This is a genomic window from Pseudomonas sp. SA195 (genome assembly GCF_054131565.1).
In genome coordinates this window covers 703,838-723,480 of record NZ_CP096392.1, presented here as the reverse complement: position 1 = coordinate 723,480, position 19,643 = coordinate 703,838, and the positions used below count along the sequence as shown (strand labels likewise).

Here is a 19,643-nt window from a genome sequence, read left to right as displayed (position 1 = left end):
AGAAATCGTGATGCGCATCGGCGAGCTGAGTACCGCAGCGGACGTGGACGTCGAAACCATCCGCTACTACGAAAAGATCGGCCTGATGCCGCCACCGCAACGTGGCGCCAATGGCTACCGCGCCTACGACGATAGGCAGCTGGCGCAGCTGACGTTCATCCGCCACTGCAGGGCATTGGACATCGGCCTGGCCGACATCCGCCGCTTGCTGGAATTCTCCACGCACCCCGGCGCCAGTTGCGGCGACATCAACCTGCTGATCGACGAACAACTCGAACGCGTTCGCGCCCGGCTCGAAAGCCTACACGCCCTGGAGCGTCAGTTGCAGACGCTGCGCAACGCCTGCAGCGGAGAGCACGCGATACAAGGCTGCGGCATCCTCAACGAACTGAGCGCCGGCCAACCACCCGGCTAGACAGGCGACAAACCGGCCAGAGTTCAGGCGTGCCGCGCAGGGTGTGCTTGGCTGGCAGCGCATCGCTTGGCTACCCTGCGCCTCCCGCTTCTGCGCGAGCCGCCCCAATGCCTCTGTTCGACATGTTGTTGCTTATCCTCGCCGGGTTTGCCGCCGGTGGCATGAATGCCCTCGCCGGCGGCGGCACCTTCTTTTCGTTTCCTGCACTACTCGCCACGGGCTTGCCGCCAGTCACGGCCAATGCCACCAACGCCGTCGCGCTCTGGCCGGCGAGCCTGGCAGCCGCCTGGGCAGCTCGCTCGGCGCTGCGCCCGCTTGGGCGCTATCTGATTCCCTTACTGCTGGCCGGCCTCGCAGGCGGGCTGCTGGGCGGCCTCCTGCTTCTCGCTGGTGGTGATGCGGTCTTCAGCATGCTGATTCCCTGGCTCTTGCTGCTTGCCACCGCACTGTTCGCCGCGAGCCCCTGGCTGAGCCGCTGGCTCGCGGCGCGGCGCAAGGAAGGCAACAGTGTGCCGCCGCATGCCCCGGCGTCACTGGCTGCGCATGGGCTGGTCTCGATCTACGGTGGCTACTTTGGCGCAGGGATGGGCATCCTCCAGCTGGCCGCCTTTTCCATCGAGGGTCACCAGCTCGTTCGCGCCAACGCGCTGAAAAACCTGATCTCAGCGGTGATCTACAGCGTGGCTACGGCCACTTTCGTCATTGCCGGCCGGGTGAGCGGCCATGAACTGGCCATCCTTCTGATCGGGACCACCCTGGGCGGCTATGCCGGCGGTGCGCTGAGCAAAAGGCTGCCAGCGGTCTGGCTTCGCCGATTCGTGATCCTGGTCGGTTCAGGCATGACGCTCTATTACTTTCAGGCGCTCTATTGGCCGCTACCGCTTGGGCAGTGAACGCCCAAGCTGCCCGTGTGGCTTATGGCGTATGCGGCTGAGCTCTGCTAGTGTCGCGACCGTTCCAGAGCAGCCCAGAGACCCGCTTCCGCCATGGCCCGCAAGAAAGTCGCCCTCGATTTCGAACAATCCCTCGCCGAGCTGCAACAGCTTGTCGAGCGTCTAGAAAGCGGCGAACTCTCGCTGGAGGACTCGCTGACCTGCTTCGAACAGGGCATCGGCCTGACCCGCGAATGCCAGGCGGCGCTCAGCCAGGCCGAGCAAAAGGTCCAGATGCTGCTCGAGCGTGACGGCAAGCTGCAGGAAGTCCCCTTCGAGGCGGACCCAGACGCATGATTGCCGACTACCAAAAACGCTGCCAGCAACGCGTCGACCGCTGCCTCGATACGCTTTTCGTCCCGCCGCATCCCCAACTCGAACGCCTGTACCAGGCCATGCGCTACAGCGTCATGAACGGCGGCAAGCGCGTGCGCCCGCTGCTGGTGTATGCCGCCTGCGAAGCGCTGGAAGGCAATCTGGACGAGGCGGATGGCGCCGCCTGTGCGGTCGAGCTCATCCACGCCTACTCGCTGGTTCACGATGACTTGCCAGCGATGGATGACGACGACCTGCGCCGCGGCCAGCCCACTACCCATAAGGCATTCGACGAAGCCTGCGCGATTCTGGCCGGCGATGGTTTGCAAAGTCTGGCTTTCGAAGCGCTCGCCGCCGCTGCGCACAACCCCCAGGATTCAGCCCTGCGCCTGGACATGTTCACCAGCCTCGCCCGCGCTGCAGGCCCGGCCGGCATGGTCGGCGGCCAGGCCATCGACCTGGGCTCGGTCGGCCTGAAACTCGACCGCGCCGCACTTGAACGGATGCACCGTCACAAGACCGGCGCGCTCATCGAAGCGAGCGTCCGACTTGGCGCACTCGCCAGCGGCCGCGCCGACTCCAAAACGCTCGCCGCGCTGCAACAGTACGCGCAAGCCGTCGGCCTGGCCTTCCAGGTGCAGGACGATATCCTCGACGTGGAAAGTGATACCGCGACGCTCGGCAAGCACCAGGGTGCCGATATCGCCCGCGACAAACCCACCTATCCCTCGCTGTTGGGCATGGGCGATGCCAAACGCTACGCACTCGAGTTGCGCAACCTGGCCATTGACGCCGTTGAGCCGTTTCAGGCCAGCGCCGAGCCGTTGCGTGCCCTCGCCCAGTTCATTGTCGAACGGCGTAGCTGAGCGGCCGGGCGTCACCGTTGGCATATGGGTCGTTCTTCTCGCTGTAACCATCAGTTAAACTGCGGCTCTTTTTCCAATTAAAACGATTCGCCTGATGCCCAAGACGTTCCATGAGATTCCTCGGGTGCGCCCTGCGACGCCCGTTCTAGACCGTGCAGCCACACCAGAGCGGTTGCGCCGGCTGGGCGAGGCGGAACTTGAAGCACTCGCCGATGAATTGCGCCAGGACCTGCTCTACAGCGTGGGGCGTACGGGTGGCCACTTCGGTGCCGGGCTTGGCGTGATCGAGCTGACCATCGCGCTGCACTACGTTTACGACACGCCGAAGGACCGTCTGGTCTGGGACGTGGGCCACCAGGCGTACCCGCACAAAATTCTCACCGGGCGCCGTGAGCGCATGGAAAGTCTGCGTCAGAAGGACGGCCTCGCCGCCTTCCCGCGACGCAGCGAAAGCGAGTACGACACCTTTGGCGTTGGGCATTCCAGCACCTCCATCAGCGCCGCACTGGGCATGGCGATCGCGGCGCGCCTGCAGGGTAAGAAGCGCAAGTCGATCGCTGTGATCGGTGACGGCGCGCTCACCGCCGGCATGGCCTTCGAGGCGCTGAACCATGCCCCGGAAGTCGGGGCGGACATGCTCGTGGTGCTGAACGACAACGACATGTCGATCTCGCGCAATGTGGGCGGGCTGTCGAACTACTTGGCGAAGATCCTTTCCAGCCGCACCTATTCGAGCATGCGCGAGGGCAGCAAGAAGGTGCTGTCGCGCCTACCCGGCGCCTGGGAGATCGCACGGCGAACCGAGGAGTATGCCAAGGGCATGCTGGTCCCCGGCACGCTGTTCGAGGAGCTTGGCTGGAACTACATCGGCCCGATCGACGGCCACGACCTGCCGACTTTGATCGCGACGCTGCGCAACATGCGCGACCTATCCGGCCCGCAGTTCTTGCATGTGGTGACAAAGAAGGGCAAGGGCTTCGCCCCGGCAGAGATCGATCCCATCACCTGGCACGCGATCAGCAAACTCGAACCGGCGGGCGCCCCGGTCGCGCCAAAGAAGCCCAGCGGCCCGAAATACTCCAACGTTTTTGGCCAATGGCTGTGCGACATGGCCGAGGCGGACCCGCGTCTCACCGGCATCACGCCGGCGATGAAGGAAGGCTCGGACCTGGTCGCCTTCAGCGAACGCTACCCCGACCGCTACTTCGATGTCGCGATAGCCGAGCAGCACGCCGTGACGCTTGCGGCCGGCATGGCTTGTGAAGGCGCCAAGCCCGTCGTGGCGATCTACTCGACCTTCCTGCAGCGCGCCTACGACCAACTGATCCATGACGTCGCGGTGCAGAATCTCGACGTGTTGTTCGCCATCGACCGCGCCGGGCTGGTCGGCGAAGACGGCCCGACCCACGCTGGCAGCTTCGACCTCTCCTACCTGCGTTGCATCCCAGGCATGCTGGTGATGACGCCGAGCGATGAGAACGAGATGCGCCGGATGCTTACCACGGGCTACCACTACGAAGGCCCCGCCGCGGTGCGCTATCCGCGCGGCAACGGCCCGAACGCAGCGATTGAGCCCGGTCTCGAACCGCTGGAAATTGGCAAGGGCGTAGTGCGTCGCGAAGGCCAGGAGGTCGCGCTGCTGGTCTTCGGCGTGCAACTGGCCGAAGCACTCAAGGTGGGGGATGCGCTGGACGCCACCGTTGTCGACATGCGCTTCGTTAAACCGCTGGACGAGGCGCTGGTGCGCGACCTGGCCACCCGCCATCGGCTGCTGGTTACCGTCGAGGAAAACAGCATCATGGGAGGCGCCGGCAGCGCAGTGAGCGAACAGCTTGCGGCCGATGGCCTGCTCACACCGACCTTGCACCTAGGCCTGCCGGACTATTACGTCGAGCACGCCAAGCCCAGCGAAATGCTACGCGAATGCGGCCTGGACGCCGGCGGTATCGAAGCGGCCGTCCGCACGCGCCTCGCCATCCTCGATCCGGCCCGAATCGCCTAAGCTTCGGCGCCGGCCATCACCTGGCAGAGCTTCTCGATTGCCCCCAGCATCTGGAAGCTCGGACGCTCCAGCCCCTTGTCAGGCACCTCCCAGAGCTGCCCCTTGCGTACTGCAGCCAGCTGGGGCCAGGCGTGCCACTCGGCCAGCTGGGCACCACTGCCCGCGAGGATCACCTCAGGATCGCGCGACAGGACCGACTCCACACTCACCTGTGGGGCTGGCAGACTCAGGTCATCGAATACGTTCCGGCCGCCGCACACGCCGATCGCATCACTGACGATCTGCGTACCGCCGAGCGTGTACAGCGGGCGATTCCACACCTGGTAAAACACCGAAACCGGCCGCGCCCGCCCGTAGCGCTCGCGCAGGTCAGCCAAGCCGGCATTGAATCGCTGCTTGAGCTCGCGCCCTTTTTCGACGCGCCCGATACGCTGGCCGATCCGTGCGAACTGCCGAGCCAATTCGTCCAGCGAGGCGGGGTCGGCGACGAGTACAGGAATGCGGAATTGTGCCAACTGCTCGCGCTGCGCCCGGCTGATGCTGTCCGGCCATAACAGCACCAGCGTCGGTTGCAGGGCCAACAGCCTTTCCATTTCCAGCTGGCCGATGCGGCCAACCGAAGGCACTTTCGCTAACGCTGCAGGCCGCTCGCCGCCATCCAGCACGCCAACGAGCAAGTCCGCGGCGCCAAGCTCCAGCATGATTTCGCTGAGCGACGGCGCCAGGCTCACCACCCGCTCGACGGCGAGCGCAGGCCCGGCAAGACAGAACAGCAATCCGAGCCAGAGGCGAATCACGCCAGTTGCCTCGGCACCCGATAGAGCACCAGCAGAGCCAGGCTGCCCGCCACCAACAAGGTGCGTGGGACTTCGTCGAGGCCGAACAGCGCCCCGATCGCCGCAACCCAGGCGGGCAACGAGGCGACCATGAGCGCGCGCCGGCGAACCCGACGCAGCGCGTCCCAGCCACCGGGCTCGGCATCGCTGCCCATGACCGATTCGAGATGGATCAGACCATGCTTGTAAGCGCGAAAGCGCGCCAGACTGGGAAAGAGAGTAAAAAGCCCGACAAAGAACAATGGCAGGCCGAAACGCTCGTCCAGTGGTTCGAGCCGCCCCAGGACCAACGCCGGCACGATCATCGCCATCGCCTGCAGCCAGCCATCACGCGCCAGCTGCCGGCGCCGCGCTTCGCGGGTCACGACTGTTCGGCTTCGCCCTGGTGGATCTCGCCAAGCATGTGGCCCAGCTTGCCGGCCTTGGTTGCCAGATATTTGCGGTTGTAGGGGTTGTGTGCGATCTCGAGCGGCCGGCGCTCGGCGACGCGAATACCAAAGCCTTGCAACGCCTTGACCTTGCGCGGGTTGTTGGTCATCAGCTTGATTTCGGCGATGCCCAGATGTTCGAGCATTGGCAGGCAGATGCCGTAGTCACGCATGTCTGGCGCGAACCCCAGACGCTCATTGGCCTCGACAGTATCAGCGCCAGCATCCTGCAATTCGTAGGCGCGGATCTTGTTCAGCAACCCGATCCCGCGACCCTCCTGGCGCAGGTAGAGCAAGGCACCGCGGCCTTCATCGGCAATCGCGCGCAACGCCGCTTCCAGCTGGAAGCCGCAATCGCAGCGCAGGCTGAACAGCGCATCGCCGGTCAGGCACTCCGAATGCAACCGCCCAAGCACTGGCTTGCCATCGGCCACATCGCCCATCGTCAGAACGACATGCTCCTTGCCAGTGTCCTGGTCAAGAAAGCCATGCATGGTAAACACACCGAACGGTGTCGGCAGTTTGGAAGCAGCGACGAACACGACAGACACCGGAGAGACTCCAGAAGCGGAAAAGCGGATATTGTAACAGCAGCGTCCCCCGACCGGTGAGCCCACGTTGAGCGCACGAATGGACGCTGGTGAGAAGCCCGGCTGCCGTGCGCCCGTAACCTCCGAGTGACCTTGACGCCTCGGCTAGATTTTCGACTCGATCTTCAACACGCCCTGCTCTTCCCGCCAACTGACGCGATTCAGAAAGCTCATGCCAAGCAGGGCATCGGTCGGAGCAGCGCCTTCGATGACAACGGCTTCGACACCCAGGACGTCGATCGCGCCGAGCTTCACGCTGTTGAGGTTCACCCGCCAGGCCTTGGCCGTGCCGCTCGCCGTGCCGACCACGATGGGCCGGCCGTTGACGCGGTAGTCGATGCCCAAGCGGCGTGCCTGGATCTCGTTGATCGCGACCGACGTCGCGCCCGTGTCCACGAGGAACTGCACCGATTGCCCGTTGATCGAGCCCGCCACCCAATAGTGGCCGCCCTGCCCCTTGGCCACGCTCATCTGCGCACGGCTCGGTTCAGCGAAGCCCGTGCTCAGTTCGCGCGACAGGCCATAGCGCCGCTCGTCACCGTCGAGCCGCAGCACCGCGCCCGTCGCGTCGGCGCTGACAACCATGACTCCGCCAGGGCCGACCTGGCCAACCCGCACCAATTTGCGTTGCCCATCGACGTTGAGTACTACCGCGCCAGGAAAGAGCCCCACCACTTGGACACGCGGCGCGGCGTGGGGGGCGCCGGACAGCAGCATAAGCACGACAGCGCAAACGAGGGAGAGCGGGCGCATGGGTAGGTTCCTTAAACGGCAGGCCGATATTTTTCCATGGACGGCGACCACTACGCAGCGACCCGACGCACAGCCCAGCCTCTCAGCCCAGCAGCCACACGGCCAGGTGCATCAGGCCGCAGGCGGCAAAGCCGGCAAGGATATCGTCGAGCATGATGCCCAGCCCGCCGTGGACCTGTCGGTCGGCCCAACCGATGGGCCAGGGTTTGGCAATGTCCAGCACCCTGAACACGACGAACCCGAGCACCAGCCAAGGCCAACCGGCCGGGACCAGCCAAAAGGTGATCCAGATGCCCGCGAACTCATCCCAAACGATGCCTTCATGATCGTGCACGCCGAGATCCTGCGCGACCCGGCCGCAGAGCCATATTCCGAACAGCATGCTTGCCAGCACGACCAGCCCGTACCCCCAGCCCGGCAGCATCTGCCACAGCGGCACGAACGCCAGCGCCACCAGCGAACCCCAGGTGCCCGGCGCCTTCGGCAGCGTGCCGGAACCAAAGCCAAAGGCCAGGTTGTGCCAGGGATTGCGCCACACCGACATGGGCATGGCTTCTGCGGCAGGCTGCAGGGGATCGGTCAAACGAGGTTCCTCTTGTTCTTCTCGAGCGAACGCGTCGCTCAATCGCGGAAATGGTTATAACCCGGGTCACCGGTGCTCATGGCGTTACCATCCGCATCGAGCAGCTGAACACCCACGCCGGCAACGGCACGGCCGATCACATGGACAGGCCAGCCTTCTTCGCGCAGCGACGGCAAATGTTCGGCAGGCAGCGTGAAAGCCAGCAGGTAATCGTCGCCACCTGCCAGGGCGCATTGCAGCGCGCCTTCGCCGGCGACAGCCCGAAGCGCGTCGGACAAAGGCAGCCGGGACCGCTCGATCTGCAGCGAAACGTTTGAAGCGTCGGCAATATGCGCGCAATCAGCCAGCAAGCCATCGGAGATATCCAGCGCCGCTGTCGCCCTGCCACGCAGTGCCTGACCCAGCGAGAGCTGAGGCTGCGGCGACCAGTAGCGCCGCAGCAGAGCCGCCGCCTCAGGCGAATAGCCCGGCTGTTGGCCGAGCACGATGGGCAACGCACCGGCCGCATCGCCCAGCGCACCACCGACACAAAGCAGATCTCCAGCCCTGGCACCGCTGCGAAGCAACGCTGCGCCGGCCGGAACGTGACCGAAGACCGTGAGCGTCATGCTCAGCGGGCCACGCGTGGTGTCGCCGCCGATCAGGCGCATATCGCAACCCGCCGCCATCGCGTCGAGGCCACGGGCAAATTCACTTAACCAGTCGGGATCAGCGGTAGGAATCGTCAGCGCCAGCGTGAAACCGATGGGCGTCGCGCCCATGCCGGCAAGGTCACTGGTCGATACGGCCAACGCACGTTGACCCAGCAGATAGGGGTCGCAGGGGTCAGGGAAGTGCACCCCAGCGACCAGCGTGTCGGTGGATACCGCTAGCTGCTCACCGAGCGGAACGGTCAGCAACGCGCAATCATCGCCGATGCCCAACGCGACTTCGCCGCCAGCCCTGGCGCAAGCGGCGGCGGCGAAGTAGTGGCGGATCAGCTCGAACTCACCCATCAGGCCGGTCAGGCTCAGCGCTTGTGTGCGCTGACCTCGGCACTGCGCAGGCTAGGTGCCAGCTTGTCCAGCACGCCGTTGACGAACTTGTGCCCGTCAGTGGCGCCGAACACCTTGGCCAGCTCGATGCCTTCGTTGATCACCACCCGATACGGCACATCAATGCGATGCATCAGCTCGAAGGTGGAAAGGCGCAGGACCGCCAGTTCGACCGGATCGAGCTCGTCGAGCGGACGGTCGAGATGCGGCAGGATGGCGCCGTCGATCTCGGTTTTGGCGCGAGCGACACCGGTTAGCAGCTCATGGAAGTAGGTACCGTCAACGCCGGAGAAATCGTTATCGACGCGGAACTGCGCCTCGATTTCGTTGAGGCTCTGGCCCGCCATGTGCCACTGATACAACGCCTGCATCGCCAGGCTGCGTGCCACGCGACGCGTCGCGATCTTACCCTTGGCCTTGGGCTGCGGGGCATCCTGGCTGTCGTCGTGATTCAGGCTCACTTGGCCTCCAGCTGCGCCAGCAGACTCACCATTTCCAGGGCGGACAATGCGGCTTCGGCGCCTTTGTTACCGGCTTTGGTGCCGGAGCGCTCGATGGCCTGTTCGATGGAGTCGACCGTCAGTACGCCAAAGGCAACCGGCACGCCGAATTCCATGGAAACCTGGGCCAGGCCCTTGGTGCATTCACCGGCTACGTATTCGAAGTGCGGCGTGCCGCCACGAATCACTGCGCCCAGCGCGACGATGGCGTCGTATACGCCCTGCTGGGCGACTTTCTGAGTGACCAGCGGAATCTCGAAGGCACCCGGTGCGCGGATGATGGTGATGTCGTCTTCGCTGACGCCGTGGCGAACCAGCGCGTCGACGGCGCCACTGACCAGGCTTTCGACGACGAAGCTATTGAAGCGGCCTACGACCAGGGCGTATTTGCCCTGCGGGGCGATGAAGGTTCCTTCGATGGTCTTCAGGGGCATGGGTGCTTTCTCATCTCTTTAAAGAACGAAGGCGCCGCGAGCTGTGCGGCGCCTCTGATTATTCGGCGGGCAAGTATTCTACAACTTCCAGGTCAAAGCCGGATATCGCGTTGAACTTCATAGGCGAGCTCATCAGTCGCATCTTGCGTACGCCCAGGTCGCGCAGGATCTGCGACCCCGCACCGACGGTGCTGTAGGTCGCGGGTGTCGGTGATTGCTGGCGATTGAGCTGGGCCAGCAATTGCGGGCCGGTCAGCGGGTTGCCGAGCAGCAGCACCACACCGCTGCCGGCCTTGGCCACCTCGCTCATCGCTGCGCGCAGGCTCCAGCGCCCGGGCACGGTGACCATCAGCAGGTCACGCAGCGGCTCCATGTTGTGCACGCGGACCAAGGTCGGCGTTTCCGGCGAGATGTCGCCGCGGGTCAGGGCCATGTGCACGGTGTCCTCGACGCTGTCGCGGTAGGTCACCAGCGAGAACTGGCCCAACTCGGTTTCCAGCGGCTGCTCGGAGACACGCTCAACGGTGCGCTCGTGGATCATCCGGTAGTGGATCAGGTCGGCGATGGTGCCGATCTTGAGCCCATGCTGCTCGGCGAATAACTCGAGCTCCGGGCGGCGCGCCATGGTGCCGTCGTCGTTCATGATTTCGCAGATGACGCCGGATGGCTCGAACCCTGCCATGCGGGCGAGATCGCACGCGGCTTCGGTGTGGCCGGCACGCGCCAGCACGCCGCCGGGCTGGGCCATCAGCGGAAAGATGTGGCCAGGGCTGACGATGTCCTCTGCAACCGCTTGCTTCGCCACCGCGGCCTGAACGGTACGGGCGCGATCGGCGGCGGAGATGCCGGTGGTTACGCCGACAGCAGCCTCGATGGAAACGGTAAATTTGGTACCGAAACCGGAGCCGTTGCGTGGCGCCATCAGCGGCAGCTGCAGGGTTTCGCAGCGCTCGCGGGTCATCGGCATGCAGATCAGGCCGCGGGCGAAACGGGCCATGAAATTGATGTGCTCGGCGGTCACGCATTCGGAGGCGACGATGATGTCGCCCTCGTTCTCGCGGTCCTCGTCATCCATGAGGATGACCATCTTGCCGGCGCGGATGTCTTCAATCAGTTCTTCAGCGGTGTTGAGCGCCATCGGGCGTCTCCTCAATTCTTCAGGTAGCCGTGCTCGGCAAGAAAACTTTCCGTAAGACCCGAGGCATTTGGCTCGGCGGCTTTCTCGCCGAGCAGCAAGCGCTCCAGGTAACGCGCCAGCAGGTCGACCTCCAGGTTCACCTGCCGCCCGGGGCGGTAGTCGACCATGATGGTTTCGGCGAGGGTGTGGGGCACGATGGTCAGTTCGAATTCGGCGCCGTTCACTGCGTTGACCGTCAGGCTGGTGCCGTCGACCGTGATCGATCCCTTCAGCGCGATGTACTTGGCCAACTCGCGCGGCGCACGGATACGGAACTGCACGGCCCGCGCGTTCTCCTCGCGAGACACCACTTCACCCACGCCATCGACATGGCCGCTGACCAGATGGCCACCGAGCCGGCTGGTGGGCATCAGCGCCTTCTCAAGATTGACCCGGCTGCCGGGCTTGAGGCCGACGAAGGCAGTGCGGGCCAGGGTTTCACGGCTAACGTCAGCCCAGAAACCATTGCCGGGCAGCTCGACGGCCGTCAGGCAAACGCCATTGACGGCAATGCTGTCGCCGAGCTTGACGTCGGTCAGGTCCAGCTTGCCGGTGGCGACCAGCACGCGCACGTCGCCGCCCTTGGGCGTCATCGCACCAATGGTGCCGATGGCTTCGATTATTCCTGTGAACATGCCACCTCCCGAAGAAGGCTGGTACATGGATGCATATGACAACTCCTGTTTTTGGAAAAACAGGGCGCTACGGATCGATAGGGAGTAGACGCGCGCACGAACGGCGCCCGTCGAGGCATCCCGCTCTCTCTCATCCGGACTGTAACCGTCGGCCCCGGAATCGCACCGGGTCTGCTGACCTTGCCTTGGCAAGCGCTCGCGGGCTAGACGCGATCGAAAGCTACTGCGCGCAGAGCATGCTGCTTGTGGTCCTCCTCGAAGTGCTCATTTACCAGAGTCTTGTTGACCTTAGTAGAGCCCGCCTTCTCGTCGAATCACGCCTTGCCTGCTCAGCGATCGCTACGCTTTCATCCTAATAACTGCGTCATTACCGCCGGTGGGGAATTTCACCCCGCCCTGAGAACGTGGGCCTGGTTGGCCCGGCGCCGTTTTTATCACAGATCAACCGGTACTGCAGCCGGCAAACGCCGGTTCGAGCCCGCCGGCTGCTGCCCGAAACATTTTTTTACGGGACCGAAACTACCGCTACGCTTGTCTGTCCATACGCATCGCATCGGTCCTCGGTGCTTGCAAGACGATCAGGATGGAACGTCATTCCCCGCAGCACTTCGTACCGTACGCGAGCAGGATCGAGCTCGTTCTGGCGATCCTCCCGGCGCAGACCGCACGAAAAAAAGGAAGAAACGCTCCGGCCCTAACGAGACGCCACGAGGGATGGGTATGTCAGGGGTTACGGTTATGCAAACGGAGGCTGCCCGCTACGCAGCCGAGATCGACCAGAACGGCTACGCGGTTCTCGAGCGCTACATCGCTCCCGAAATCTTGCAGCAGGGGCGCAGCTTCATCGAACAGCAGGTCGTCGCGCATGCTGGCGAATACTTCGCCATTCATGGCATCGAGGCGCTGGGCGGCAGCATCGTCGCAGCTTTGGCGTTGTCGGCGCCGTTCAAGGAGATGATGCGCGAGCTGTATCGGCTCCAGGCCGGACGAGAACCGGCGGCAACCGAACAGATCTTCCCGGTCATCCGCTGCTTGCAGGGCCGGACAGGGCTGAAGCAGTCGCACTTCTACCATTTCGATGCCACGGCAGTGACGGCTTTGCTGCCCCTGTACATTCCGACCGAGGGCAAGCACTGCGGGGACCTGATCCTGTTCCCCAACGTGCGCGGGGTTCGGTTCAACGCGTTGCGCAACGTGATCGAGAAGGCCGTGCTGCACAACACGCTCAGCCAGAAGCTGGTCGCCTTCGCGGTCCGTCGCGGCTGGCTGAAACCTATCCGTCTCAAGCTGGTACCGGGCAACCTCTATCTGTTTTCCGGGTACCGGAGCCTGCACGCCAACGACGAATGCGATCCGTCGCTCTTGCGCGCCACAGCCCTGTTCCACTTCGGCAACCCGCACCACGATAGTCTGCTGGCGCGAATGCTGCTAGGCGCCAACAAGCGCAAGGCCAAACTGGATCACAACGGGCTGCGCCCCACTGGACCGCAGCCCGCTCCAGAGGCGACCGGGTCAGCCTTGCGGGACGGCGGTGATCTTCCAGTCATCGCCCACGGCGCGGATATCGACGATCCGCAACTCGCGGGCCTCGCGCATGCGCTCGAGCGGCAGGTCTAGCAAGGGACGCGCCGAGGAACCGAGAAATTTCGCCGCGACGAACAGCAGGTATTCATCGACCAGGCCGTGGGCGGCAAAGGCACCGACCAACCGCGGCCCAGCTTCGAGCAGCACGTCGTTAGCGCCGCGACGGGCCAGTTCGCGCAATAGCTGGGCGAGGTCGACCCGGCCGTCTGCCGCAGGCAGTGGCAGCAGCTCGTGCCCCTCAGCCTGGTAGCGGGCAGCCTGTTCGTCGCTGGTGCTCGCGACCAGCGCCGGGCCAACCTGGAAGAATGGCGCCGTGAGCGGCACGCGCAGGCGGCCGTCGACCAGGACGCGCAACGGCGGCCGCTGCATCGCCAGTGCGGTCGTCGACGCGCCCAAGCCGAGCTCCGCAGCCCGCACGGTCAGCCGTGCGTTATCCATCAACACCGTATCGGCCCCCGTGAGCACTACACTCGCCTGCGCCCGTAACCGCTGCACCTCGGCGCGCGCTGCCGGCCCGGTAATCCACTGGCTTTCGCCGCTTGCCATCGCCGTGCGGCCATCCAAACTCATCGCCAACTTGGCCCGCACATAGGGCACCCCGTGCTCCATGCGCTTGATGAAGCCAGCGTTCAACGCCCGCGCCTCACTTTCCAGCACCCCGCAGCTGACCTCGATGCCCACCGCGCGCAGGCGTTCGAGCCCACGCCCGGCAACTTGTGGATTAGGGTCCTGCATGGCAGCGACGACACGCCCTACTCCCGCGTTGACCAGCGCCGCGGCGCACGGTGGCGTTCGTCCGTGATGACTACAGGGTTCGAGGGTGACGTAGGCGGTGGCGCCACGCGCCGCCTCGCCGGCCTGCCGCAGCGCATGGACTTCAGCATGCGGCTCGCCCGCGCGGACGTGCCAGCCTTCGCCGACAGGCACGCCATCCTTGACGATGACGCAACCGACGCGCGGATTGGGATGAGTGCTGTAGAGGCCTTTGCGTGCCAGTTGCAGCGCGCGGGCCATCCAGGCGTGATCAAGCTCGCTCATTCGCTTTTGACAGGCTCGCGGGATAGGCGCTCGATTTCCTCGCGGAATTCGTTCAAGTCCTGGAAACGACGGTAGACAGAGGCGAAACGGATATAGGCGACCTCGTCGAGCTTCTGCAGCTCGACCATCACCAGTTCGCCCAGCACGCGTGACTTGATTTCTCGCTCGCCAGTGGCACGCAGCTTGTGCTTGATGTGGGCAATCGCCTCTTCCAGCCGCTCGACGCTCACCGGACGCTTCTCCAGCGCACGCTGCATACCGGCGCGAAGCTTCTCCTCATCGAAAGGCTGGCGACTGCCGTCCTGCTTGATCAGCCGGGGCATTACGAGTTCAGCGGTTTCGAAGGTGGTGAAGCGCTCGCCACAGGCGAGGCATTCGCGGCGGCGACGCACCTGGTCGCCCTCGGCCACGAGGCGCGAATCGATGACTTTGGTGTCATGTGCACCACAGAAGGGACAATGCATGGTCTAGAGCTGTCAGACAGGGGGACAGCCATGGTAGCGCATCCCCCCGGCAAGACAAATCGACGGGCTTGCTGCTATACAGGCGCGCATTCAACTCGTTCGAGGAGGCCGTCCGTGCCGTTACGCCCCTTTGCGCTGCCCGCCCTGCTGATGATGCTGGCCGCCTGTTCCAGCCAGGAAACCCAGCGTCCATCAGCACCCGTCACCTTCGAGGAACCACCGCAGGCGGCAACCTTGATGCACGAGCTGCACGGCAGCCTGCTCGGCGTGCCTGCCGACAGCGAAGTCGAGCTGGCCTTGCTCGAAGTCAACCGTCGCGACCAACCCGACCGCTTGCTCAGCAACGTGCGGCTCAAGGGTCGCGGCACCGAGCTGCCGTTCATCCTGAAATTCAATGCCGACGAATTCCCCAAGGACCAGCCGGTCGAGCTACGGGGCCGGGTGACCCGCTCCGGCCAGTTGATCATGCGGCTGCCAGCCGTGCCGGTCACCAGCGCGGCCAACCAGTCGCTTGGCCCGCTGCGACTGGTTCCGGCGCCGTGACGCCACCGCCCGGGCTGCAGGGCGCACTGTCCGAACTGTTAGGCGACGCGAGGCTCACCGCCACGCGGCTCCCCGGCACCGATGTCCGCCTCTGGCTTATCGACCCGGACAACATGACCCGCGCCTTCAGCCCGGAAGAAACACAGCGAATACTGGAGGAGCCGCCCTACTGGTCCTTCTGCTGGGCCAGCGGGCTGGTGCTTGCGCAATGGCTTGCCGCACGCCCGGAATGGGTGCTCGGCAAGCGTGTATTGGATTTCGGCGCCGGTTCGGGGGTTGCCGCCATCGCCGCGGCGCAGGCCGGCGCTGCGGAGGTGGTTGCGTGCGACCTCGACCCGGTCGCATTGGCCTCCTGTCGGGCCAATGCCGAACTCAATGGGGTCGAGCTAGGCTTCAGTGAGGACTTCTTTTCCGAGGCCGACCGCTACGACCTGATCATCGTTGCCGACGTGCTCTATGACCGGGCCAACCTGCCGCTGCTGGACCACTTCCTCGATCGCGGCCGCGACGTGCTGGTCGCCGATTCGCGCATTCGCGACTTCCAGCATCCGCGCTATCAACGGCTCGAGGTGCTCGACGGCTGCACCTGGCCCGATCTGGCCGAGCCTGCGGAATTTCGCCGCGTCAGCCTTTACCACGCGGCACGGTAGGCCGCAGCGAGAGCAAAGCCCCACGGCAACGATGGAGCCGATCATGACCACAGATGCGCCCTTGCGCTTGTTCTTCGCACTACCCTGTCCGGCGACACTCGCCAGGTCGATCTGCCAGTGGCGTGACGAGCAGCCGCTGGGCGGTCGCCCCGTGACCGAAGCGAACCTCCACCTGACCCTGGCCTTTCTTGGCAACCAGCCGGAACGCTCGATCCCAGCACTCGAACAACTGGCCGCCCGCCTGCGAGCCGATGCGTTCCCCTTGCGTCTGGATCATCTACGCATCCTCGGGCGTGGCTTCGCCTGCCTTGTGCCGAGCCAGATTCCGCCACCGCTGAGCCAGCTGGTCGAACAGTTGCATGCCAGCCTCTGCGCACATGGCGTTGCGCTCGATTCGCGCCCCTTTCTTCCGCACGTGACCTTGTCGCGCGAGACGCAACCCGGGTCTCTACCGAGGCCACCGACCTTCGAGTGGCACGTTGAGCGGTTCGGGCTTTACCTGTCCGAAACCACCGGGCGCGGCGTGCAATACCGCCAGCTGTCGAGCTGGACATTGGCCGCTCCGGCGGGTTGAGCACCTTGCTTCCGCTTCGTCACGTCGCGCCTTAACATGCACGCCTTAATTCGCAGCGCTATTCGAGAGTGCCGATGAGCCAGACTCCCTACATCTTCGACGTCACCAGCGCCAATTTCGAACAACTGGTGCTGGAGAACTCCTTCCACAAACCGGTACTGGTCGACTTCTGGGCCGAATGGTGCGCACCGTGCAAGGCGCTGATGCCGTTGCTCGCGAAAATCACCGAGGAATACGGCGGCGAGCTGCTGCTGGCGAAGGTCAACTGTGACATCGAGCAGGACGTCGTTGCCCGATTCGGTGTGCGCAGCCTGCCTACGGTTGTCCTGTTCAAGGATGGCCAGCCGCTGGACGGCTTCGCCGGTGCGCAACCGGAGTCGGCCATCCGCGCGATGCTGCAACCGCATGTTCAAGCGCCCGCTGCGCCAGAAGCCGACCTGCTGGAAACGGCCCAAGCACTATTCGCCGAGGGCCGCATCGGCGATGCCGAATCCCTGCTCAAGCAGGCCTTGGCAGACGATAACGAAAACGCAGCAGCCCTCATTCTCTATGCGCGTTGCCTGGCTGAGCGCGGCGAGCTGGGCGAGGCCGAAACCGTACTCGACGCGGTCAAGGGTGACGAGCACAAGCAGGCGCTCGCAGGCGCCCGCGCTCAGCTGACCTTCCTGCGCCAGGCGAACGCCCTTCCAGAGGTTGCCGACCTCAAGAGCCGCCTGGCGCAGAACGTCGAGGATGACGAGGCGGCCTATCAGTTGGCCGTTCAGCAGCTGGCGCGCCAGCAGCATGAAGCCGCGCTGGACGGCCTGCTCAAGCTGTTCATGCGCAACCGTAGCTACGCCGACGGCCTGCCCCACAAGACCCTGCTGCAAGTATTCGACCTGCTGGGCAGCGACCATCCGCTGGTCACAACCTACCGCCGCAAGCTGTACCAGGCGCTGTACTGAGGCCGCGGAAAGCGCGCGACGCTTCGCCCCGGGCCGGGGTTCCTACAAAAGCCGCGCGCATCAGGTCCGCACCGACCCGCATTGTTTTGTGGAAGCCGCGATCCACGGCGAAAGGGTGTTCCGACCCGTTCAGAAGCGTCGGTTTCGCCCTGGGTCGGGGCTCTCTGACGCAGCCATGCAGAGCGAGGCCCACCGTTTGGCGTTAACCCAGCATGTCGCGCAATTGCAGGCAATCGCGGGCATGCAGATCGGTCAGTTCGGGCCAGGGATTATCCAGCAGGTTGACCAGCACACCTCGCGCGCCAGCCGCCTTCGCGCATTCAAGATCGAAGCGGAAATCGCCGACCATCACCATGTCCTTCGGCGCCACGCCCCAGCGTTCGGCCAGGTGCAGCAGGCCGCCCGGATGGGGCTTGGGTGGTGCTTCGTCGCGCCCGAGGATATCCGCCGAGGCGAAGCAATCGCCCATGCCGACGGCCTCAAGCGTAACCAGCGCCAGCTCATGCGCATTGCGCGTAAGCACCCCGAGCCGGCAGCCGCGGTCGCGCAGGTGATGAAGCAACTCCCGCGCGCCGGTGGCCGGGCGGGCGGCATAGGCCAGTTCACGTTCATGCTCCAGCAGCCAGGCCCGCTTGCGTGCCGCTTCCTCGTCGGGTAACGCCGCGAGGTGATGCAGGATGTCGTCTTCCGGGGGAATGTCGAGCGCCCGCTTGATCGCCAGGAAATCATGCACGGCGATGGTCAGGGTGCCGTCCATGTCGAAGACCCAATGCCGGGCGTCCGCCAGTTTCACTTCCAGTCCTCACGTACGCGGATCAGGCCTTCCTGCGCGACCGAAGCCACCAATTCCCCGGCGCGATTGAAGATATTCCCGCGGGCGAAGCCGCGGGCATTGCCGGCCCAGGGGCTGTCGATGCTGTACAGCAGCCACTCGTCGGCGCGCACCTCGCGATGGAACCACAGCGAGTGGTCGAGGCTCGCCAATTGGATGAACTTGCTCCAGGAACTGACGCCGTGCGGCTGCAACGCCGTGCCAATGAAGCTGAAGTCCGAGGCGTAGGCCATGAGGTATTTGTGCAGCGCCGGGTTATTCGGCAGGGTGCCATCGGCACGGAACCACAGGTGGCGGATCGGCTCGATCGGCTGGGGATTGATCGGGTCCTGCAGCGTGACCGGGCGGATCTCGATGGGCTTGGGTCGCCGTAGCTTTTCGGCCACGCGTGGCGGTACAAGCGGGGTCAACTTGTGCAGCAATTCCCACTCGCTGAGCAGGTTTTCCGGGCCCTCGACTTCCGGCATCTGGACCTGGTGTTCATAACCGGTCTCATCCGCCTGGAAGGAGGCGATGCAGGTGAAGATGGTCTGCCCTTTCTGAATGGCACTGACGCGGCGAGTGGTGAAGCTGCCCCCGTCGCGCACGCGATCGACATCGTAGACCACCGGCTGGTGCGAGTCGCCGGGACGCAAGAAGTAACCGTGCATGGAATGCACATGACGTTCAGGCACCACGGTCTGGCTGGCCGCGGAAAGCGCCTGACCGACCACCTGGCCACCGAACAATTGCGGGAAGCCTAAGTCTTGGCTGGCGCCACGGAAAAGGTTTTCCTCGATGCGTTCGAGCGAGAGCAGATTGACCAGGGTATCGAGCGTGTCGGTCATGTTTTCAGCATCCTTCAGGCGGGCACGGGGCAAGCGGGCAATGTTACGCATTGGCCCGGATTCGCTCCACCGATTGCATTCATCCTCGCCGATCGTTCCAGTGCGCACGGGTGATGCGATAGAGCAGGTGACGGCGCAGAGGATGGCCTTCCGGCCAGCACGGATGGTCAAAGCTGGCCAACTCGTCGGGCTGCATCCCAACGGCCTCCATCAACCGTCGGGAACGCTCGTTGAGCGGTGAGGTGTAGCTCACGACCTGTTCCAACTTGCGCTGTTCGAAGGCGAAGGCCAGTGCCGCTTCTGCCGCTTCCTTGGCCAGCCCCTGCCCCCACTGGTCGGCCGCCAGCCGCCAACCGATTTCCACGGCGGGGCAGAACGGCAGTTTCAGCCGGCTCCACGCCAAACCGGCTACGCCGATGAAGCGTGCCTCGTCCCTGCGCTCGACCACCCAATAGCCGAAACCGTGGCGAATGAAATGAACGCGGCAGCGCGCCAACGCCGCCGCGCACTCGTCGCGGGTCAAGGTGGCGGGGAAATAGCGCATCACGCGGGGATCGGCGCACATCTCGGCCAGGGGGTCCAGATCGGCGTCGTGCCAGCCGCGCAAGCGCAGGCGCGGTGTTTCCAGCTCTATCGGCTGCATGGGTGTCCTTGTCTGTTGAGGCTCCGGTGGCGCGGGCGGCATAC

At 64.6% G+C, this 19,643-nt stretch carries 25 protein-coding genes; 10 read left to right on the top strand and 15 right to left on the bottom strand.

Annotation, left to right across the window (positions count from 1 at the left end; genetic code table 11):
* Nucleotides 1–10 precede the first annotated feature (10 nt).
* The 5 genes from cadR (at nucleotide 11) to dxs (ending at nucleotide 4,530) form a co-directional block, all read left to right on the top strand.
* Nucleotides 11–415 carry a Cd(II)/Pb(II)-responsive transcriptional regulator gene (gene cadR, locus M1D78_RS03295; RefSeq protein WP_437422499.1) on the top strand — a complete coding sequence of 135 codons (405 nt, stop codon included), beginning with the start codon at nucleotides 11–13 and terminating at the stop codon, nucleotides 413–415.
* 107 nt (nucleotides 416–522) lie between these two features.
* The gene (locus tag M1D78_RS03290; protein WP_437421997.1) at nucleotides 523–1,308 is read left to right on the top strand and encodes a sulfite exporter TauE/SafE family protein; all 786 of its coding nucleotides are present in this window, start codon (nucleotides 523–525) and stop codon (nucleotides 1,306–1,308) included.
* 93 nt (nucleotides 1,309–1,401) lie between these two features.
* Nucleotides 1,402–1,644, top strand: a complete 243-nt coding sequence (locus M1D78_RS03285) for an exodeoxyribonuclease VII small subunit (RefSeq protein WP_437421998.1) — start codon at nucleotides 1,402–1,404, stop codon at nucleotides 1,642–1,644.
* Nucleotides 1,641–2,528 (top strand): polyprenyl synthetase family protein, encoded by an 888-nt coding sequence (locus M1D78_RS03280; protein ID WP_437421999.1) that lies wholly within the window; start codon nucleotides 1,641–1,643, stop codon nucleotides 2,526–2,528. Before M1D78_RS03285 ends, M1D78_RS03280 begins: the two co-directional genes overlap by 4 nt.
* Nucleotides 2,529–2,622: 94 nt before the next feature.
* On the top strand, nucleotides 2,623–4,530 hold the full coding sequence (gene dxs, locus M1D78_RS03275) for a 1-deoxy-D-xylulose-5-phosphate synthase (protein WP_437422000.1): 1,908 nt from the start codon (nucleotides 2,623–2,625) through the stop codon (nucleotides 4,528–4,530).
* On the opposite strand, the gene M1D78_RS03270 is transcribed toward dxs, so the two are convergent.
* From M1D78_RS03270 to M1D78_RS03225, 10 genes are all read right to left on the bottom strand, one after another.
* Entirely contained in the window at nucleotides 4,527–5,327 is an 801-nt protein-coding gene (locus M1D78_RS03270) for a cobalamin-binding protein (protein ID WP_437422001.1), read from the bottom strand. The genes dxs and M1D78_RS03270 overlap by 4 nt on opposite strands.
* Complete coding sequence (locus M1D78_RS03265) at nucleotides 5,324–5,731, bottom strand: hypothetical protein (RefSeq protein WP_437422002.1); 408 nt, start codon at nucleotides 5,729–5,731, stop codon at nucleotides 5,324–5,326. The genes M1D78_RS03270 and M1D78_RS03265 overlap by 4 nt, the downstream gene beginning before the upstream one ends.
* A complete protein-coding gene (gene ribA / locus M1D78_RS03260) occupies nucleotides 5,728–6,345 on the bottom strand; it encodes a GTP cyclohydrolase II (protein WP_437422003.1) in 618 nt (205 codons plus the stop codon). The genes M1D78_RS03265 and ribA overlap by 4 nt, the downstream gene beginning before the upstream one ends.
* A 144-nt stretch (nucleotides 6,346–6,489) precedes the next feature.
* Nucleotides 6,490–7,137 (bottom strand): retropepsin-like aspartic protease family protein, encoded by a 648-nt coding sequence (locus M1D78_RS03255; protein WP_437422004.1) that lies wholly within the window; start codon nucleotides 7,135–7,137, stop codon nucleotides 6,490–6,492.
* Between the two features lie 82 nt (nucleotides 7,138–7,219).
* Entirely contained in the window at nucleotides 7,220–7,720 is a 501-nt protein-coding gene (locus M1D78_RS03250; RefSeq protein ID WP_437422005.1) for a phosphatidylglycerophosphatase A family protein, read from the bottom strand.
* A 38-nt stretch (nucleotides 7,721–7,758) separates the two neighbouring features.
* Nucleotides 7,759–8,715, bottom strand: a complete 957-nt coding sequence (thiL, locus tag M1D78_RS03245; RefSeq protein WP_437422006.1) for a thiamine-phosphate kinase — start codon at nucleotides 8,713–8,715, stop codon at nucleotides 7,759–7,761.
* A 14-nt stretch (nucleotides 8,716–8,729) separates the two neighbouring features.
* The gene (gene nusB / locus M1D78_RS03240) at nucleotides 8,730–9,215 is read right to left on the bottom strand and encodes a transcription antitermination factor NusB (protein WP_437422007.1); all 486 of its coding nucleotides are present in this window, start codon (nucleotides 9,213–9,215) and stop codon (nucleotides 8,730–8,732) included.
* Nucleotides 9,212–9,688 (bottom strand): 6,7-dimethyl-8-ribityllumazine synthase, encoded by a 477-nt coding sequence (ribH, locus tag M1D78_RS03235; protein WP_437422008.1) that lies wholly within the window; start codon nucleotides 9,686–9,688, stop codon nucleotides 9,212–9,214. Before ribH ends, nusB begins: the two co-directional genes overlap by 4 nt.
* Nucleotides 9,689–9,746: 58 nt before the next feature.
* Nucleotides 9,747–10,826, bottom strand: a complete 1,080-nt coding sequence (gene ribBA / locus M1D78_RS03230; RefSeq protein ID WP_437422009.1) for a bifunctional 3,4-dihydroxy-2-butanone-4-phosphate synthase/GTP cyclohydrolase II — start codon at nucleotides 10,824–10,826, stop codon at nucleotides 9,747–9,749.
* Between the two features lie 11 nt (nucleotides 10,827–10,837).
* Nucleotides 10,838–11,500, bottom strand: a complete 663-nt coding sequence (locus M1D78_RS03225) for a riboflavin synthase (protein ID WP_437422010.1) — start codon at nucleotides 11,498–11,500, stop codon at nucleotides 10,838–10,840.
* 738 nt (nucleotides 11,501–12,238) lie between these two features.
* On the opposite strand from M1D78_RS03225, the gene M1D78_RS03220 reads away from it, so the two are divergent.
* Nucleotides 12,239–13,117, top strand: a complete 879-nt coding sequence (locus M1D78_RS03220; protein WP_437422011.1) for a hypothetical protein — start codon at nucleotides 12,239–12,241, stop codon at nucleotides 13,115–13,117.
* Here the strand turns inward: M1D78_RS03220 and ribD are convergent.
* Both ribD and nrdR read right to left on the bottom strand, forming a co-directional pair.
* Complete coding sequence (ribD, locus tag M1D78_RS03215; RefSeq protein WP_437422012.1) at nucleotides 13,013–14,122, bottom strand: bifunctional diaminohydroxyphosphoribosylaminopyrimidine deaminase/5-amino-6-(5-phosphoribosylamino)uracil reductase RibD; 1,110 nt, start codon at nucleotides 14,120–14,122, stop codon at nucleotides 13,013–13,015. The two genes, M1D78_RS03220 and ribD, sit on opposite strands and share 105 nt — an antisense overlap.
* Nucleotides 14,119–14,586: a transcriptional regulator NrdR gene (nrdR, locus tag M1D78_RS03210; RefSeq protein WP_437422013.1), complete on the bottom strand. Its 468-nt coding sequence runs from the start codon at nucleotides 14,584–14,586 to the stop codon at nucleotides 14,119–14,121. Before nrdR ends, ribD begins: the two co-directional genes overlap by 4 nt.
* A 114-nt stretch (nucleotides 14,587–14,700) precedes the next feature.
* Between nrdR and M1D78_RS03205 the strand changes: the two genes are divergently transcribed.
* The 4 genes from M1D78_RS03205 (at nucleotide 14,701) to trxA (ending at nucleotide 17,297) form a co-directional block, all read left to right on the top strand.
* On the top strand, nucleotides 14,701–15,129 hold the full coding sequence (locus M1D78_RS03205; protein ID WP_437422014.1) for a YbaY family lipoprotein: 429 nt from the start codon (nucleotides 14,701–14,703) through the stop codon (nucleotides 15,127–15,129).
* A complete protein-coding gene (locus M1D78_RS03200) occupies nucleotides 15,126–15,779 on the top strand; it encodes a class I SAM-dependent methyltransferase (protein ID WP_437422015.1) in 654 nt (217 codons plus the stop codon). Before M1D78_RS03205 ends, M1D78_RS03200 begins: the two co-directional genes overlap by 4 nt.
* Before the next feature lie 43 nt (nucleotides 15,780–15,822).
* Complete coding sequence (gene thpR / locus M1D78_RS03195; RefSeq protein ID WP_437422016.1) at nucleotides 15,823–16,353, top strand: RNA 2',3'-cyclic phosphodiesterase; 531 nt, start codon at nucleotides 15,823–15,825, stop codon at nucleotides 16,351–16,353.
* A gap of 74 nt (nucleotides 16,354–16,427) precedes the next feature.
* Nucleotides 16,428–17,297 carry a thioredoxin gene (trxA, locus tag M1D78_RS03190; RefSeq protein ID WP_437422017.1) on the top strand — a complete coding sequence of 290 codons (870 nt, stop codon included), beginning with the start codon at nucleotides 16,428–16,430 and terminating at the stop codon, nucleotides 17,295–17,297.
* 202 nt (nucleotides 17,298–17,499) lie between these two features.
* Here trxA and M1D78_RS03185 read toward each other — a convergent pair whose 3' ends face one another.
* The 3 genes from M1D78_RS03185 to M1D78_RS03175 form a co-directional block, all read right to left on the bottom strand.
* On the bottom strand, nucleotides 17,500–18,090 hold the full coding sequence (locus M1D78_RS03185; protein WP_437422018.1) for an HAD family hydrolase: 591 nt from the start codon (nucleotides 18,088–18,090) through the stop codon (nucleotides 17,500–17,502).
* Complete coding sequence (gene tesB, locus M1D78_RS03180) at nucleotides 18,087–18,956, bottom strand: acyl-CoA thioesterase II (protein ID WP_437422019.1); 870 nt, start codon at nucleotides 18,954–18,956, stop codon at nucleotides 18,087–18,089. Before tesB ends, M1D78_RS03185 begins: the two co-directional genes overlap by 4 nt.
* Before the next feature lie 79 nt (nucleotides 18,957–19,035).
* Nucleotides 19,036–19,599: a GNAT family N-acetyltransferase gene (locus tag M1D78_RS03175; protein ID WP_437422020.1), complete on the bottom strand. Its 564-nt coding sequence runs from the start codon at nucleotides 19,597–19,599 to the stop codon at nucleotides 19,036–19,038.
* Nucleotides 19,600–19,643: the final 44 nt, after the last annotated feature.